Annotated in this window: 15 protein-coding genes and 1 other RNA gene; 6 read left to right on the top strand and 10 right to left on the bottom strand. The window is 36.1% G+C overall.

The features are described 5' to 3' along the window. The first annotated feature begins 74 nt into the window (after window positions 1-74). Window positions 75-305, top strand: a complete 231-nt coding sequence (locus tag ACWPWS_RS16285; RefSeq protein WP_209787649.1) for a hypothetical protein — start codon at window positions 75-77, stop codon at window positions 303-305. Window positions 306-343: 38 nt separating this feature from the next. Here ACWPWS_RS16285 and ACWPWS_RS16290 read toward each other — a convergent pair whose 3' ends face one another. The 7 genes from ACWPWS_RS16290 to ACWPWS_RS16320 all read right to left on the bottom strand — a co-directional run bounded on the left by ACWPWS_RS16290 (window position 344) and on the right by ACWPWS_RS16320 (window position 7280). Further along, a complete protein-coding gene (locus ACWPWS_RS16290) occupies window positions 344-937 on the bottom strand; it encodes a hypothetical protein (RefSeq protein WP_454047223.1) in 594 nt (197 codons plus the stop codon). A 114-nt stretch (window positions 938-1051) separates the two neighbouring features. After that, window positions 1052-1696, bottom strand: a complete 645-nt coding sequence (locus ACWPWS_RS16295; RefSeq protein WP_209787646.1) for an HD domain-containing protein — start codon at window positions 1694-1696, stop codon at window positions 1052-1054. Continuing rightward, window positions 1693-2538, bottom strand: a complete 846-nt coding sequence (locus tag ACWPWS_RS16300; protein ID WP_454047224.1) for an alpha/beta hydrolase family protein — start codon at window positions 2536-2538, stop codon at window positions 1693-1695. The genes ACWPWS_RS16295 and ACWPWS_RS16300 overlap by 4 nt, the downstream gene beginning before the upstream one ends. A 90-nt stretch (window positions 2539-2628) precedes the next feature. Continuing rightward, window positions 2629-3519: a ribokinase gene (locus ACWPWS_RS16305; RefSeq protein WP_209787642.1), complete on the bottom strand. Its 891-nt coding sequence runs from the start codon at window positions 3517-3519 to the stop codon at window positions 2629-2631. A 68-nt stretch (window positions 3520-3587) separates the two neighbouring features. Continuing rightward, entirely contained in the window at window positions 3588-4223 is a 636-nt protein-coding gene (locus ACWPWS_RS16310) for a DUF4241 domain-containing protein (protein ID WP_309512702.1), read from the bottom strand. 6 nt (window positions 4224-4229) lie between these two features. Further along, window positions 4230-4595: a GIY-YIG nuclease family protein gene (locus ACWPWS_RS16315; protein WP_454047225.1), complete on the bottom strand. Its 366-nt coding sequence runs from the start codon at window positions 4593-4595 to the stop codon at window positions 4230-4232. A gap of 69 nt (window positions 4596-4664) precedes the next feature. Next, a complete protein-coding gene (locus tag ACWPWS_RS16320; RefSeq protein ID WP_454047226.1) occupies window positions 4665-7280 on the bottom strand; it encodes a valine--tRNA ligase in 2616 nt (871 codons plus the stop codon). A gap of 128 nt (window positions 7281-7408) precedes the next feature. Here ACWPWS_RS16320 and ACWPWS_RS16325 point away from each other — a divergent pair, with 128 nt between their 5' ends. Together ACWPWS_RS16325 and ACWPWS_RS16330 are read left to right on the top strand one after the other, a co-directional pair. Next, window positions 7409-7873 carry a DUF1573 domain-containing protein gene (locus ACWPWS_RS16325; protein ID WP_105681272.1) on the top strand — a complete coding sequence of 155 codons (465 nt, stop codon included), beginning with the start codon at window positions 7409-7411 and terminating at the stop codon, window positions 7871-7873. 349 nt (window positions 7874-8222) lie between these two features. Then, window positions 8223-9092, top strand: coding sequence for a polyphosphate kinase 2 family protein (locus ACWPWS_RS16330; protein WP_454047227.1), 870 nt, complete (start codon window positions 8223-8225; stop codon window positions 9090-9092). Between the two features lie 83 nt (window positions 9093-9175). On the opposite strand, the gene rnpB is transcribed toward ACWPWS_RS16330, so the two are convergent. Next, window positions 9176-9500, bottom strand: an RNA gene (gene rnpB, locus ACWPWS_RS16335) — RNase P RNA component class A. 242 nt (window positions 9501-9742) lie between these two features. Here rnpB and ACWPWS_RS16340 point away from each other — a divergent pair. From ACWPWS_RS16340 to ACWPWS_RS16350, 3 genes are read left to right on the top strand one after another with little or no spacing between them, the layout of a single operon-like run. Beyond that, entirely contained in the window at window positions 9743-10234 is a 492-nt protein-coding gene (locus ACWPWS_RS16340) for an RNA polymerase sigma factor (protein ID WP_062673949.1), read from the top strand. Then, a complete protein-coding gene (locus ACWPWS_RS16345; protein ID WP_309512705.1) occupies window positions 10227-10901 on the top strand; it encodes a beta-carotene 15,15'-monooxygenase in 675 nt (224 codons plus the stop codon). The genes ACWPWS_RS16340 and ACWPWS_RS16345 overlap by 8 nt, the downstream gene beginning before the upstream one ends. A gap of 58 nt (window positions 10902-10959) precedes the next feature. Next, window positions 10960-12582 carry an AMP-binding protein gene (locus ACWPWS_RS16350; protein ID WP_454047228.1) on the top strand — a complete coding sequence of 541 codons (1623 nt, stop codon included), beginning with the start codon at window positions 10960-10962 and terminating at the stop codon, window positions 12580-12582. A 166-nt stretch (window positions 12583-12748) separates the two neighbouring features. Here ACWPWS_RS16350 and ACWPWS_RS16355 read toward each other — a convergent pair whose 3' ends face one another. Then, entirely contained in the window at window positions 12749-14896 is a 2148-nt protein-coding gene (locus ACWPWS_RS16355; protein WP_454047229.1) for a hypothetical protein, read from the bottom strand. Between the two features lie 190 nt (window positions 14897-15086). Then, the gene (gene rpoN / locus ACWPWS_RS16360) at window positions 15087-16550 is read right to left on the bottom strand and encodes an RNA polymerase factor sigma-54 (protein WP_209787627.1); all 1464 of its coding nucleotides are present in this window, start codon (window positions 16548-16550) and stop codon (window positions 15087-15089) included. Between the last annotated feature and the right edge of the window lie 116 nt (window positions 16551-16666).

Raw genomic sequence — 16666 nt, forward strand, 5'->3', positions numbered from 1 at the left:
TTTCATCATGAAAAAATTCGTACCTTAGAGTATAATGTTTTCCAATAATCATTATACTTTAAAAAACATAAATCATGGAAAAGGAAATTTGTACAATCAGTATTGCCAATAACTGGCTTGGTGATGAATATATTTTTTATGAAAATCATACCATAAAAAGAGTATATGATAATCACAGTTTGAATTCCAATAAGAGCGAATGGCTCGAACCTAAAGAAATCAGTAAACAGAATAAGGATAAGCTGATCAAAGCCTGTCCTGAAGAATTTAAAGAACGGATTATGCAGATTCTGGATTATCCTTAACAAAAAAGGTAATGAGTATTTGAAACTCATTACCTTTTTTATTTATTTTTTCTAAGAAGCAATACCAGATTGAGAAATAGAAGCAGAAAGTCCAGTGTAATCCAGATTCCTAATTTTGTATTCTCATAATTATAAGCATCTACCTGCTTTTTGGCGGCATCAGAAAGCTTCATACTTTGATTAATATAATTCTGTACTTCTACAATCTGATCGATATTCTTATTGGGTACGGAATGCTGAGAAAAGTACACCAGGTTTTTCTTTCCAAGATAGCCTGCAATCCAGTATTCATCAGACTTATCCATTTTCAGGTATTCTATCCTGTAATATTCCGGACGTATTTTCCCGATATGCTTAGGTTCAAGGTTTGTATTTTGCTCCGTTTTGTTTACTTTGATCAGGTAAAAATCCAATGCCTGCGGAAGTTTATTAATCACCTGCAGCCCTACAGAATTATCCACAAATGCCACAGCACTTTTCTTGATAAACCAATACGTAAAAACAGAAATTGAAAAAACTACTGTTACAATACGAAACAGCTTCGCCCACTTGGCTATACTTCCTGATTTAACCTTAAACAGGATCAGAGAAAGAACACAAGCCAGAAATATTATAAAAATAATGAGTGTCATATTCTACAAAGATACTTCTTCTCTCTATTTTATCTATATCTGAGGTCATTTTTTTAATTTTACCCCATCATGAAAAAGAGCTTTCTCTCTATCTTTTTGTTCGGATTATATTTTCTAATCTACATTCCATTCTTTATAAAACTGATCAAGGAAATTCATCATATACTGATGTCTTTCTTCTGCCATTTCTTTTCCTTTTTCAGTATTCATCATATCTTTCAGAAGCAATAATTTTTCATAGAAATGATTAATGGTTGTCCCGTTAGACTTTTTATATTCTTCTTTGGACATTCCCAATTTTGGTTTCATATCCGGGTGGTACATCAGGTTATTTTTAAAACCGCCAAAGTTGAATGTTCTGGCAATTCCGATAGCTCCTATCGCATCAATACGGTCTGCATCCTGTACAATCTGAAGCTCAATGGGAGGATTCTCCGGTGCCTGATCTCTGTTTTTAAATGAAATATTTTCAATCACAAATAATACCTTACGGATGATTTCTTCAGAAACGCCCTGTTCTTCAAGAAATGCTCTGGATATTTGGGGAGCAATGGTTTCATCACCGTTATGAAATTTAGGATCCGCAATATCATGAAGAAGAGCAGACAATTCTACTACTTCTTTGTTACAATCTTCTGTTTCTGCTATTTTAGCGGCCAGCTTCCAGACTCTTTCAATATGAAACCAGTCGTGTCCTGCTTCAGCTCCTTCTAATTTTTCTTTTACAAATGCTACTGTGTTGTTAATCGTACTTTTCATTTATCTATCAGTTCATTTAAAATAATATCCCAAAGCTTGTTGTTGTAACTTCTAAAAAAATTGACATGTCCTATTTCTTTTTTATCAGATTCTGAAACATTTACTAACCGGTAAGTTGGTTTAAGATTAGGATAGGTGTCATTTAATAAACTCAACACACCTTTCTCTGTCAGCCAGACATCATCTTCCGCCCGAATTACAAATACTTTCTGGGTCAAATTTTCAGAAAAGTTATCAATTTTCTCCAACAATCTGTTGGTTGATTTCTTGTTTAAAATTAAGGTTCTCCAGTCATATGCGCAATTTTTTGGAAGACTTTCTCCCAGTCCGAACCAATGGGCGGGAAAATATCCTAACAATGAAGTCGTTAACGGCTGAGCAATTCCAAAGCCTAAATAGGCTTCAACTTTTGTCATCCCTTTAAGGTTTCCAACAAAGGCATTTTGGGTTCCCACAAAAACAAATTCTTCGAAGATTTTGGAGTCTTCATTCATTCCCAGAATCAATGCGCCTACCGAATGGCCTAAACAGTATTTTTGGTGTTGTTTAAAAGCTGATTTAATATATTGAGTTACCGCTTTATAATCTTTGGAACCCCATAGTCTCATAGAACCCTGAAATCCTCTCATATCTTTCGGTTTGGAAAGACCAATTCCCCGGTAATCATAAGTAATGACAGTAAATCCCTGTTCAGAAAAATAGCTGGCAAAAGAAAAATAAACCTGCTGTTTTACCCCTGTTGCTGAGTTAATCAGTAGTAATTTCCCATTATCTTTTTCCGGTTTAAACACATGGGCGGTCAGCGTGACATGATCTTCTGTGGTTAATATTAGTTTTTCCATAGTATAAAAAGAAAAAATCCACTATAAAAGTGGACATTTTACTTATATTTTTATGTTAAGTTTCAGACTTTTGATATGTCGTAAATAGCTTTAGGAAAAGAAATCTGAGATTCTCGGAAGTCCTGTCTGAGAGCCTTTACCTCCTGAAACTCTTGATGAGACTTCATTTCCGAATTTTACACATTCTTCGATAGAATTCCCATGGCACATCGCAATGGCAAATCCTGACGTAAATGCATCACCCATTCCCATTTTATATACTTTTTCATCCTTATCGTTTCTGTAATATTTCATTTCTGTACCATCAAAATAAATGGTGGAATTGGTATCATCTCTTACAAAAACTTTATTGAAATATTTTTTAAGAACCTCTTCTCTTTTTTCTTCCCCGAAAATAACATACAATTCATTGCTTTTAGCAACAATAAAGTCAACCAGTTCTAAAATTTCTTCACTGACTCTCATTGCAGGTGAAGCGTATAATCCTACTTTTTTTCCGTATTTCTTGGCTTTTCTAACGGTATGTTCTACAACATCCATAGAAACCTCAAGCTGTACCAGCACAAGATCTGTGGTATGAAAATACTTATCTGCCTCGTCTATATGTAATTTGCTAAGGTATTTATTGGCTGCCGGTACTACAACAATAGCTGCATTTCCGTGGGAAGTGGTTACATAGGCCGTTCCCGTAGCTTCTTTATCTGTTTCGTGAACAAATCCTACATTCACATTTTCACTTACCAGATTTCTCATAATCTGCTGCCCAAGAGGATCCATTCCTACACATCCGATAAAGTATACACTTGCTCCCAGCCTGGCTGTACCTACTGATTGATTAGCGCCCTTACCTCCAAAATAACTATCTGACTTAACGGCTAAAACCGTTTCATTAGGCAAAGGAAGTTTTTCGGTTTCAAGAACCAAATCTATCGATGAGCTGCCCACAACAATAATACGGGGTTGTTCTGATGAGAAATTCATTGTGTTTTGTATTAGCTTTAAAATTTATAACTGACAAAAATTGCGTCTCAAAAATAGCTAATTTAAAATTAACTTATTTCTATAAATTCAGTAATTATTTTCACTGGCTGCTGATCTTTGTTATACGCTATATAGCTGGCATAAAATCCTTCTCCATATCCGGTTTCAAAAGCAAATATAGTTCCGGGATGTTCTTTTGCAGGTTTAAGAAAGGCATACTGATCTATTGCGCCCTTTTCATCAAAGAAGTAGTCATGGAAAAATTCTTCGTAGATTCCCATAAAATCACCTCCTTTATTTTGATACAATCTTTGTTCAAGTTCGTTCAGACTGTTTTGGGTATCCACATCCATGAAACATCCCATCCCGCTTTCTACAGGATATCCGAACACTTCTTCTTTCGCAAGATCTTTTATATTCTGTCCTGCTGTAGTGGCCATTTTCCATTCTTTAATTTCAGAATTACTGAATATAATTTCGGCATAGGCTACACAGTTGCTCTCTCTTTCTTTATGTATCATTACAGAAAAATCTCCTTTGGGAAATTCTGTGGTAAAAGGAAGCATATCATTAGTGATCAAAGGATCACAGGTAACAATCTTTCCACTTGAAAGGTAGATCTTCCCTACTTCAAAACTTTCCAGCAACGGACTTTCTACAAAGTCTTTCGAGAATAGTTTTTGTATGTTTTCTATATGTGTCATTTTTATTTATTCTTTGTTTTCTGTGTCAGGCTGAGCGGAGTCGAAGCCTTTGAAGGTTTTATCTTTACAATTGTCACAATGGCTATCATTCCTGCAAATAGATAATTCTCTCAACTTATCCCAATTATCATTTATAATAGCTTCCTTTTTCTTACGACTCCAGCCTTTCACTTGTTTTTCAAATGCAATTGCTTGAATAATATCATTAAACAGATAAAAGAAGACCAGCTGAACCGGTCTTCTTTTATAAGTATAGCTTTCAGGAAATTTCCCTGCCTGATGCTGAGATAATCTCAACTCAATGTCATTGGTAACTCCTGTATAATAGGAATTATCGGAACATTTTAAAATATATACAAAATACTGTTTCATTTTTCAAAAAAGGCTTCGACTCCGCTCAGCCTGACATTCCGACAAATTAACCTATTTATAAGGTAATTTTTACAAACTTTTCAGTTTTTCTTCAAGGATCGCAATCTTATCCTGAGCATCTTTTTGCTTCTTACGTTCTCCTTCTACAACTTCAGGCTTAGCATTCGCAACAAATTTTTCATTGGAAAGCTTTTTTTCTACTGAAACCAAAAATCCTTTTAAATATTTTACTTCTTCTTCAGTTTTAGCTTTTTCCTCACCTAAATCCAAGTTTTCACTTAAAGGAATAGAAACTTCAGTTGCTCCTACCAGGAAGGTAAAGCTTGGCTTATCTGTTTTCTGCCCAAAGTGAATTTCAGAAATATTTGCTAATTTTCTTACTACATCTTCATTGGCAAATTCAGTAGCATTGGTAAATACCTCAGCGGCTTCTCTTGGTGAAATTCCTTTTGTCTGACGGTAATTTCTAACTCCTGAAATCAATTCTGCTGCAGTTTCAAAATTCTTAATAATAGTCTCATCAAACTTTCCAGCTTCTTTCTGCTGAGCGATCACTAAAGCTTCATCAATACTTCTTTCCGAAATAGTCTGCCATAATTCCTCTGTAAGGAAAGGCATGAACGGGTGAAGTAACTTCATCAGCTCTTCAAAGAAATATATTGTTTTGTTATAAACATCCTTAGAAATTCCTTCTCCATAATTTGGCTTGATCGCTTCAAGGTACCACCCACAAAAATCATCCCAAATTAATTTATAGATCAAATGCAGGGCATCAGAAATTCTGAATTTCTCGAACTGGTCATTAATTTCGGCAATTGTTTTATTAAGCTTGTTTTCAAACCATTCAATAGCCTGATTATCTGTAGCAATAGCTGGCTTATCTTCATGATTCCACATGTTGATCAGACGGAATGCATTCCAGATCTTCGTCATGAAGTTTCTTCCCTGAAGCATTAAATCTTCATCAAAAAGAAGGTCATTTCCTGCTGCAGAGCTCAATAGAATTCCTACACGTACTCCATCTGCTCCATATTTATCCATTAATTCAAGAGGATCAGGAGAGTTTCCAAGAGATTTTGACATCTTTCTTCTCTGCTTATCTCTTACAATTCCTGTAAAATAAACATTCTTGAACGGAACTTCTTTTCTGTATTCCAATCCGGCCATAATCATTCTGGCTACCCAGAAGAAAATAATATCCGGACCTGTAACCAGATCAGATGTTGGATAATAATAGTTGATATCTTTGTTTTCAGGATCAAGCAATCCATCAAATACAGACATTGGCCATAACCAAGATGAGAACCATGTATCCAATGCATCATCATCCTGTCTAAGGTTTTCTATCATCAGAGTTGAATTCCCTGTTTTTTGTTTTGCCAGTTCTAAAGCAGCTTCTTTAGTTTCTGCAACTACAAAATCTTCATCACCTTCTCCATAATAGTAAGCAGGAATCTGCTGTCCCCACCAAAGCTGACGGGAAATATTCCAGTCACGGATGTTTTCCATCCAGTGCTTGTAAGTATTTTTAAACTTCTCCGGATAGAACTTCACTTCGTCATCCATTACTACATCCAAAGCGGGTTTAGCAATTTCAGCCATTTTAAGGAACCATTGTACTGAAACTTTAGGTTCAATAACAGCGCCTGTTCTCTCGGAAGTTCCTACTTTGTTTACATAATCTTCTGCCTTTAACAAAAGATCTTTCTCTTCAAGTTCTTTAGCGATCTGCTTTCTTACATCAAATCTGTTCTTTCCGGCATAATGTAAACCATGTTCGTTAAGATTTCCGTCATCATCCAGTGCATCAATCATTTTCAGCTGATGTTTCTGTCCGATTTCGTAGTCATTGATATCATGGGCAGGTGTAATTTTCAAAGCCCCTGTTCCGAATTCTATATCAACATATTCATCCTCAATAATTGGGATTACTCGGTTAACGATCGGTACAATTACATTTTTACCTTTCAGGTGAGCATATCTTTCATCATTAGGATTGATACATACGGCGGTATCCCCGAAAATAGTTTCAGGACGCGTAGTCGCTACTGAAAGGAATTCTTCTGAACCTTCAATTTTATATTTAAGGAAATACAATTTCCCGTTCTGTTCTTTAAATATTACTTCTTCGTCAGAAATATTGGTTTTCGCTTCCGGATCCCAGTTAACCATTCTGTAACCTCTGTAGATTAATCCTTTATTATAAAGGTCTACAAAACTTTTGATAACCTGCTGCGAAAGTTTGTCTTCCAAAGTGAAGCGGGTTCTGTCCCAATCACATGAACATCCTAACTTTTTCAACTGCTCAAGGATGGTTCCTCCATATTTATTGGTCCAGTCCCAGGCATGCGTTAAAAATTCTTCACGGGTAATATCTGACTTATTGACTCCTTCAGACTTCAGTTTAGCAACAACTTTAGCTTCAGTAGCAATTGAAGCGTGATCTGTTCCCGGAATCCAACAAGCATTAAATCCGCGCATTCTTGCACGACGGACCAGAACATCTTGAAGGGTATTATTCAACATATGCCCCATGTGTAATATCCCCGTTACGTTTGGCGGAGGAATGACCACGGTATACGGTGGTTTGTCATTAGGCTCTGAATGGAAAAATTTGTTTTCCAACCAGTAATTGTACCATTTTTGTTCTGTTTCCTGTGGATTGTACTTTTCTGAAATCTGCATAAATTCTATTTCTTTGGCTTGCAATTTGCAAAAATAGTCTAAAGAAAAAAATTTTTAAGCATGAATTAAAATAATTTTTAACTTTGTTTCACAAAATTTATCTAACAAACGTATTAACATTCAAGAATATGAAAAAATTAATTGCAGGAATTGCACTATTCGGGACATTTGCTCTGGCATCTGCACAAACAATTACATTTGATAAAACAACTTTCGATTACGGTACTATTAAGCCTAATGCTGATGGTACAAGATTCTTTACGGTAACGAACTCAGGTGATAAGCCTTTGATCCTTTCAAATGTAAAACCTTCTTGTGGATGTACAACTCCTGAATTCAGCCAAGATCCTATTATGCCTGGGAAATCAGCTAAGATCAAGGTTGGATACAACACCGCTATTCCTGGCCCTTTCAACAAAATGATTGAGGTTTTTTCTAACGATCCTGCTAACAACAGAAGTGTAATCTACATCAAAGGTAACGTAGATGCTAACGCTCCTGAGCCAAAAGTATTGACTGCTGCTGAGCAGAAAGAAGCTGCTAAGGCTGAGAAAAAAGCTGCAAAACTTGCTAAAAAAGCTGCTGCGAAGTAATCTCTACTCAAAAAAATAAAAGAACCGTCTCCAATGAGGCGGTTTTTTTATTACATTTATGTTTGATTAGGAGGCAGATGATAGGTAATAGGTGGCAGTAAATGTATTGACGTTTATCAAATATATTATCTAGGTTTTGGCTGAAGCCTTCGGATTTTTTTTTAAATGGCTGGGCCAAAGCCCACCCCTATTGAATTTAAAGAACAAGATCTTTTAATCTTTTAATCTTTTAATCTTTTAATCTTTTAATCTTTTAATCTTTTAATCTTTTAATCTTTTAATCTTTTAATCTTTTAATCTTTTAATCTTTTAATCTTTTAATCTTTTAATCTTTTAATCTTAAAAATATATGGACACCGATTTCTCAGATGACTTTAAGGTAAATGGAAAATTTTCAATAAAAAAAACATCAACTTCTTATAAAGGAAAGCTTACTAAAGAAGAAGGAGAGCAAATGCTGATTCAGGAGAAAGAAAAACTTCGTGAACTGCAGGAAAAATTATATGCTGACGGAAGCCAGTCTTTGCTTGTTGTATTACAGGCTATGGATGCTGCTGGAAAAGACAGTATGATAGAGCATGTTTTCGGAGGAGTGAATCCTCAGGGATGTAATGTGACCAGTTTTAAAACCCCAAGTTCCAAAGAATATTCCCATGATTTTTTATGGAGACATTATCTTGCATTGCCACAGAAAGGAATGATTGGAATTTTCAACCGTTCTCATTATGAAAGTGTTCTGGTTTGTAAGGTGCACCCTGAATATAATTTGAGTGAAAAAACATGGTCTTCCGTAAAAGACTTTGACAGCAAATTCTGGGAAAACAGGTATGAAAGCATCCGGAATTTTGAAAAACACCTTTCACAAAACGGAACTACAATTGTTAAGATCTTTTTGCATGTTTCCAAGGATGAACAGAAAAAAAGACTTCTGGACAGAATTGACGAACAGGAAAAAAATTGGAAATTCTCTGCTGGAGACCTTCCGGAAAGAGCATTATTCGATCAATATATGGAAGCTTACGAAAACGCAATCAACGAAACATCAAAAGACCATGCTCCCTGGTATGTGCTTCCTGCTGACAGCAAATGGTTTGCAAGAGTAGCAGCAATCCAGATTATTATTGACACGCTTGAAAAAATGAATCTTAAATATCCTACACTTTCTGATAAAGACAGGCAGGAATTGCAGGAATCTAAAAAACAATTGGAAAGCGAATAAATGAGGTTGGAAGACGGAAGTATGAAAATGGAAATTTAAAATCATTACGTTTAAAAACTTCACTCTTCCAGCTTTTAAAAAAAATCACGAGAAAATCTATAAGCCGGATTCTGTACTTCCGAAGAAGCGCCTGTTATTTATCTACGTGGTACATTGCTGCAACACTTGAGCTGATTACCCCTCGGTTTTCAGGACGAGCCGCCCCTATTTCCATTGCTGAAAAGAACCGATATACTTACCATTGCACCGCAAAGAGTTTACCTGGTTTCACTACAGCCGAACTGTACTTGCTTTCTGTTGCACTTGTCCTACCCTCACGGGTGACGGATGTTATCCGCTTTGCTGCTCTATGGTGTCCGGACTTTCCTACCTCCCGTAAAACGGGAAATCAACAAGCCGATTTTCTCGCGGAGGCAAAGGTACGCAAATTTTGCGGTAAAAAGGTAAAAGTTCAGAAAGCCTCAATGGTTTTAAGCGCTATGTAAATGAGTAGATATATAAATATTTTTCTTTTGTTTTTGATGAGAATATAAATTACATGCTACAATATTCAAAGCATGTTTACCATTCTATGGTCTAGCTTTTACGATTTTTTGTTATAATTTTCACCAATTACCACTTTATTATTATCTTCGTGCCATTATATATCTATGGATTCCAGAGAAAAAGAATTTGCGCAGCTTATCAAGGATAATCAGGGACTGATTATTAAAGTATCGCGTCTGTACACAAATTCTCTGGAAGATGAAGAGGATCTTTTCCAGGAAATTGTGTTACAACTCTGGAGAAGCTATGATTCCTTTAAAGGAAATTCTAAAATTTCCACATGGATGTACCGTGTAGCGCTCAATACAGCCATTACCCTCTTTAGAAAAAAAAGCAAAAGCCTTCCTACGAATGAGCTGGACATCAACCATAAAGATTTTGTGGAAGATGACGATGAAAAACAGCAGCAGGTATCACTTTTGTATACTGTAATCAAGACTCTTCCGAATGTAGAAAGAGCCATTGTCATGATGTATCTTGACGATCTGCCTTACAAGGACATTGCAGAAAACCTCGGAATCACTGAAGTCAATGCACGCGTGAAAATGAACAGATTAAAGAAAACCCTTAAAGAACAGATGGAAAAATATGCCTGAATTTGATTTAGATAGCTTTAAGAAAACATGGCAGGAACAACCTGTACAAGATAAATATGACAACACTGAGATTCTTCAGATGCTGAATAGAAAATCACGTAACTATGTGAAATATATTTTCTGGATCAGTGTTATAGAATTTCTGTTCTTTTCGGTATTGGGACTGTTTTACCTTTTCCCGGAAGAGGAATCAGACAGCTTCCGTAAAATGCTGGAGCGATTAGGGGCTCAGGAATCTCCTGAAGCAGAAAACAATTTCGGTCATGCTTATCTGGCTATAAAAGTCTTAAGCTTATTAATTACAGCTTATTTTGTATTGAAATTCTATCAGAATTACCGAAAAATAAAGATTGAGGAAAATCTGAAAGGGCTTATTACCCGCATCATTAAATTCAAAACAACAGTCAATGCTTTTATTCTCATCAGCATTGTTTTATTGTTAATATTCACTTTTGTACTGATCGCTTTCATCTTTTATATATTAGATTCTCAGAATATACAGCCTAATGGCTCCAACCTTACGATTGTTATTGTTGGAATTGCCGTAAGCTCGTTGCTTGCAGTCTCTATGATCTGGTTTTATTACAGACTGGTATATGGGACAATCATTAAAAAACTTGATAAAAATCTAAAGCAGCTTAAAGAAATAGATTCTCAGGAAAATTAATATACATAGGCATAGTTCGGGATATAATTGCTAATTTTATTCCACCAAATCTTAAACTATGCCCTTATCTTATGTGTATGGAACTTCTGAGGTTTCATTATTAGGACAGACTATCGGAGCGAATCTTAAAAGTACTGTCGAAAAATATCCCCATCAGGAAGCATTAGTCTGCGTTCATCAGAATTACAGAGCTACTTACCAGGAATTTTACAATCAGACAACAGCTGTTGCAAAAGCTTTATTGTTTTTAGGAGCAAAAGCGGGTGACAGAATCGGAATCTGGTCTTCCAACCGTTATGAATGGGTACTTTTGCAGTATGCCACTGCAAGAATAGGAACTATTTTAGTGAATATCAATCCAGCCTACAGAACTCATGAACTGACCTATGTTCTCAATCAGTCTGAAGTTCGTTTTATCTTTTCTTCTTTAAGCTTTAAAACCAGTAATTATAAAGAAATGGTTGAATATGCAAAAGAAGTGTGTCCAACCCTTGAGCACGAAATATTCTTTGATGAAAACTGGGAAGAATTTGTTAATAACGGCCAGGAGATATCAGATGAAATGCTTCACAGTTTTGAAGAACATGTACAGTTTGATGATCCTGTTAACATTCAATATACTTCCGGAACTACCGGTTTCCCGAAAGGCGTTACCCTTTCCCATCATAATATTCTCAACAATGGTTATTTCATTGGTATCAGGTTAAAATATACTCAGAATGACCGTGTTTGTATTCCCGTCCCTTTTTACCATTGCTTCGGAATGGTGATCGGAAATATGTGCTGTACGGCACACGGAGCGTGTATGGTGATTCCCAATGACAGTTTTGATCCGGAGATTACTTTAAAAGCTGTTTCGGACGAAAAATGTACTTCTTTGTATGGAGTACCAACCATGTTTATTGCTGAACTGGCAGTAAAAGATTTTGACACCTATGATTTTTCAAGCTTAAGAACTGGTGTGATGGCCGGTTCCGTATGCCCTCCGGAAATTATGAAAAAAGTGGAAAGCCTGATGAATATTAAAGAAATGAGCATCTGCTACGGAATGACGGAAACTTCACCTGTATCTACTCAGACTTTAATAGGAACACCGCTGGAGAAACAGGTGAGCACCGTAGGAACTGTTCAGGATCATCTTGAGATAAAAATTGTTGACGAAAATGGCAGAACTTTAAAACGAGGAGAACATGGTGAGCTCTGCACACGAGGCTATTCCGTAATGCTGAAATACTGGAATGATCCAGAAAATACGAAGAAAGTACTGGATGAAGCCCGCTGGATGCATACCGGAGACATGGCAGTAATGGATAAAGACGGCTATATTACCATTTCCGGAAGGATAAAAGACCTCATCATTCGTGGCGGAGAAAATATTTCGCCTAAGGAAATTGAAGACTTTTTATATACCTATACCCATATTCTGGATGTTCAGATCATAGGGGTTCCGAGTGAAAAATTTGGGGAAGAAGTTATGGCGTGGGTAAAAGTGAGAAAAGGATTTACCCTCACAGCAGAAGAACTTCAGGAATACTGCAAAGGAAGAATTGCCCACTATAAAGTTCCGAAATACTGGAAATTTGTAGATGAATTCCCAATGACTATTTCCGGAAAGATAAGAAAGGTAGAGATGCGGGAAATTTCTATGAGAGAGCTTGAATTAGGCAGTTTTAAAGATTAATTCAACACAGAGCTGTGAGCTATCAATATCAATAGATTAGCATAAATTCATAAAAAACCTGTTTAAAGTTTAAACAGGTTTTTTATGAATTTATATCTGAATAATAACTTATCTTATAGTATTAAAAAATCATGAACATTTAATAGTTCAAATAACTAAGATATTTTTACTCAGGTTCCGCAATTCCCAGGAAAATTACCACTCCGTCACCACCAGGGTTATCAAAAACATCTACGAGGGCTGAAGGTTTCCAGTTATTCATACACCAAAGATTTCCTGCGCCGTCAATATTCGTTGAAGTAAGTCTCATAATAGGCTGATAACATTGCATCCGTAACTCTTCATGTTTTGATCCGGGTAATTTTGGTTTATGCTGAGTACCGTATAAGGGATATCCGTTCGCTAAAGTAACCTCTGAACCTCCTGTAGGAAGAGTAAGTAACATTGCTGTTTCCGGTTTTGAAGTATCACGAAGCATTGTTACTCCAAAAGGCCCCTGCATATCCAGCGTAGGATTATTTTTAAAATCTGTTTCATGGCCAAAATTAGCTAGAAAAACAGTCTCATTTTTATCTATTTTAACTCCCCAGGGAGCATAAGTATTGACATCGTAATACCCCAAAACGGTTGAAAGGTCTTTGCTAAGAACCGTGGCACGGCTACTGCTTACTCCTACCACAACAATATTACCATCCCCATTTATTGCAATCTGACGAAGTGATTCATAACCTTCCTGCTTATTGGCACTTTCAGAGTAATTGCTGAACCAGCTATGGGTAACCACCAACCGATCTCCATCAATTGTAACTTTATAAACCGCTGAAAAGGCACAGTTTTCAGGAAAATCTTTATCATAATTTCCAATACAGGAAATATAAGCACTCCCTTTATGATCCGGAGCTACATCAAATATTTTCAAATAAGGGGTTCGAGTTGGCAATGGAGGTGAGTCCGGTGATTTTTTTACAGGAAATTCATTACAGATGAGGGTAAGTGCTGCTGTAGGGCCTTTCTCAAAATCACCATCTTCTGGTTTTAGATAGACCACCACTGCACTGGGTTCACTTTTAAAAGGATAAACTCCTGGCTTGGCAGGCGCAAAAGGTTCCTGACAACCTACTGAAGCCATCCAAAGATTCCCTTGATTATCATATTCCATTCCCTGAACCCGGGAAAGTCCTAATGTAAAACCGTTGGAAGGACTTACGGGTTTTCCATCTTTATAATAAAAACGAGAAATACTTCCCTCCTGTGGATTATTATATTCCGAACCCCACCCGAAGTTTCCGAAAGAAATATATTTTTTATCGGGGCTAACGGCAGCTCCAAAAGCGACTCCAAGTAATCCGCCACCCTGAACCGGAGAAAAATCGGCAGGCGTAGCATCATATTTATAAACAGGGCAATGAGTTCCGGAATCCGGAGAACCCGCCCGGAAATTATTGGCAATCCATGCGTTATCATCTGCATCAAAAACAACAAAGGCTGCCCCACTCGGAATAAAGTTCTTAGCTCCTGATGAATTACTTTTTAATGTAAGAGTCCAATTATTAGGAATCTTTTGATCCTCGGTCATATTTTTCATCGAGACTAATGAATCAGAGTAGATTTCTTCCAATCCAAAAAGCATCTGATAAATAGGGTCTGCATTATGGCAAGGATCATATATTAGATTTCGTATAGCCTGAAGAAAGTTTTTGTTTGATTCCGAAGGTTTGTGCCAGGCATAATCCAAAAATTGTCTGTAAAAAGGTTTTCCCGTACTGAGGATTGGGTTTGTTAAAGAATAATAGTATAAATTACATAAAGAGTTGAACATGGGATAACTGTTCGTTTCAAAACCATTTGGTGAAGTACTAATCATATCTCCGATGGCTCCTTCTGTTTTATATAGATTCTTCTTCATTCCATAAGCGATTTTCATATTTCTTTCGGTTCCTGAAATGCGCACTGTTCCATCGTCATCTACTTCTGTCATACGTGCAAATGTATAGATTGAAGCGATAGAGGATTCAGGATTCACAATAACTGGATCAAGGATATCAGGAAGATAAAATGTCGCTAATAAACTTAAAGGTTCACCTTCAACTTTGTACAGAGTATTTTCAATTATATATTCATGCACCCAAACAGTTACAGCGTAATATTCAGATTCTGCATTCTTAACTTCAACACTGAAAGTATTGTTTTCAAATGGCGTTTTTTTATTAACAGCGCCAATGAAATTTTCAACAATTCCAAAAACTTGGAAACTTCCTGAAGTGATGGTTATATTTTTCACTTCAACACTAAATTGAACGGTTCTTGTGGACATAAGCAGATGATTAATGGTTCAGTTATAAATTAATTAATCAAATGTCGGGAGAAACGATTGGATTTTACTCAGTAGAAATACGGTACTGAAATACGTTCGAGAAACTTTTTATATTAAAAGAAGTAATGAAAACTTAAATACACTCCGTAACAAAAAAAAGCATTTCAGATTGAAATGCTTTTTTATATTTTTAAAGTTCTTTTCTTAACCTTGCTACAGGAATATTGAGCTGTTCACGATATTTGGCAATCGTTCTTCTGGCAATATTATAACCCTGTTCTTTCAGAATAACTACTAATGCATCATCTGTAAGCGGTTTTCTCTTATTTTCCTTATTGATAACTTCCTGAAGATGGGTTTTGATCTCTTTGGTAGAAACTTCTTCTCCATCGTCATTCGTTAAACTGTCTGAGAACAGATCTTTAAGGTATACAATACCATTAGGGGTATCTGCATATTTACTTTTTACGACTCTTGAAATGGTAGAAATATCAAATCCTGTAATATCTGCAACATCTTTCAGGATCATTGGCTTCAGTGATTTTTCGTCTCCTGTGATAAAGTAATCCTTCTGAAACTTTACAATTGCTGTAATGGTCTGTAATAAGGTATTCTGACGCTGATTAATCGCATCGATATACCATTTTGCAGCATCCAGTTTTTGTTTAATAAATAAAGCAGCCTGCTTGTGTTCCGATGAGTTCTTATCATGGGAATACGTAGTCAGAATATCTTTATATTCTTCAGAAACTCTTAAAGTAGGTGCATTTTTACTGTTCAGCATAGGAATTACCTGGCCGTCTTTCACCTGAATAACAAAATCCGGGATAATTTCCTGATTGATTGTAATCGTCTGTGTATCAAAGTTCCCTCCTACTTTAGGAGATAGTTTTGAGATTTCATCCAGGGCATCTTTCAGATCATCTTCTTCAATATCATATTTCTGAATGATTTTGTTATAATGCTTATTGGTTAAAGCTTCAAACTGATGTCTTAAGATATTGGCAGCCAAAGAAACCGCTTTATCTGAGCTTACTTTCTTTTCAATCTGTAATAACAGACATTCCTGCAGACCTCTTGCTCCCACTCCGGGTGGATCCAGTTTCTGAACATAATTCTCAAGGATATCTTCCACTCTTTCTTTTGTGGTATAAATTCCCTGCGAGAAAGCTAAATCGTCAACAATAGACTTGATTTCTCTTCTCAGATATCCGTCTGTATCTAAATTCCCGATAAGGTATTCTGCAATCTTCAGATCTTCAGCACTGATATTCACCAAATGAATCTGTTCTCTAAGATAATCATATAAAGACTGTCCTTCCGTTAAAAGACTCTCGTTATCAAATTCTTCATCATCCGGAGAATAGTTGCTGGATGCGGTTTTATAGCTTGGCTCATCGTCATAGATATATTCATTGACGTCGAAATCTGTTTCAATGCTTTCCGTACCCTCATCCTGATAAGCGTCTTCAAGGGAAGAATATTCATCTTCCTTAGAATCTTCTTTTGCAATTTCCAAAGCTGGGTTTTCTTCTAACTCTCTCTCCAACTCCTCTTCAAATTCAAGAGTATGAAGCTGAATAAGCTTCATCAACTGGATCTGCTGAGGTGCCAGCTTTTGTCCTAATTTGAGTTGTAAGTGTTGTTTAAGCATATTCTTATTTGCGTTTTAACATAACATATTCTACGAATTTAATAAATTTATTTGATAAAAAACGCATTTAGCATGATTTTTGCATTACTTATCCTAATATAATAAACTATTAAATA

It is taken from the genome of Chryseobacterium sp. Marseille-Q8038 (genome assembly GCF_965111995.1).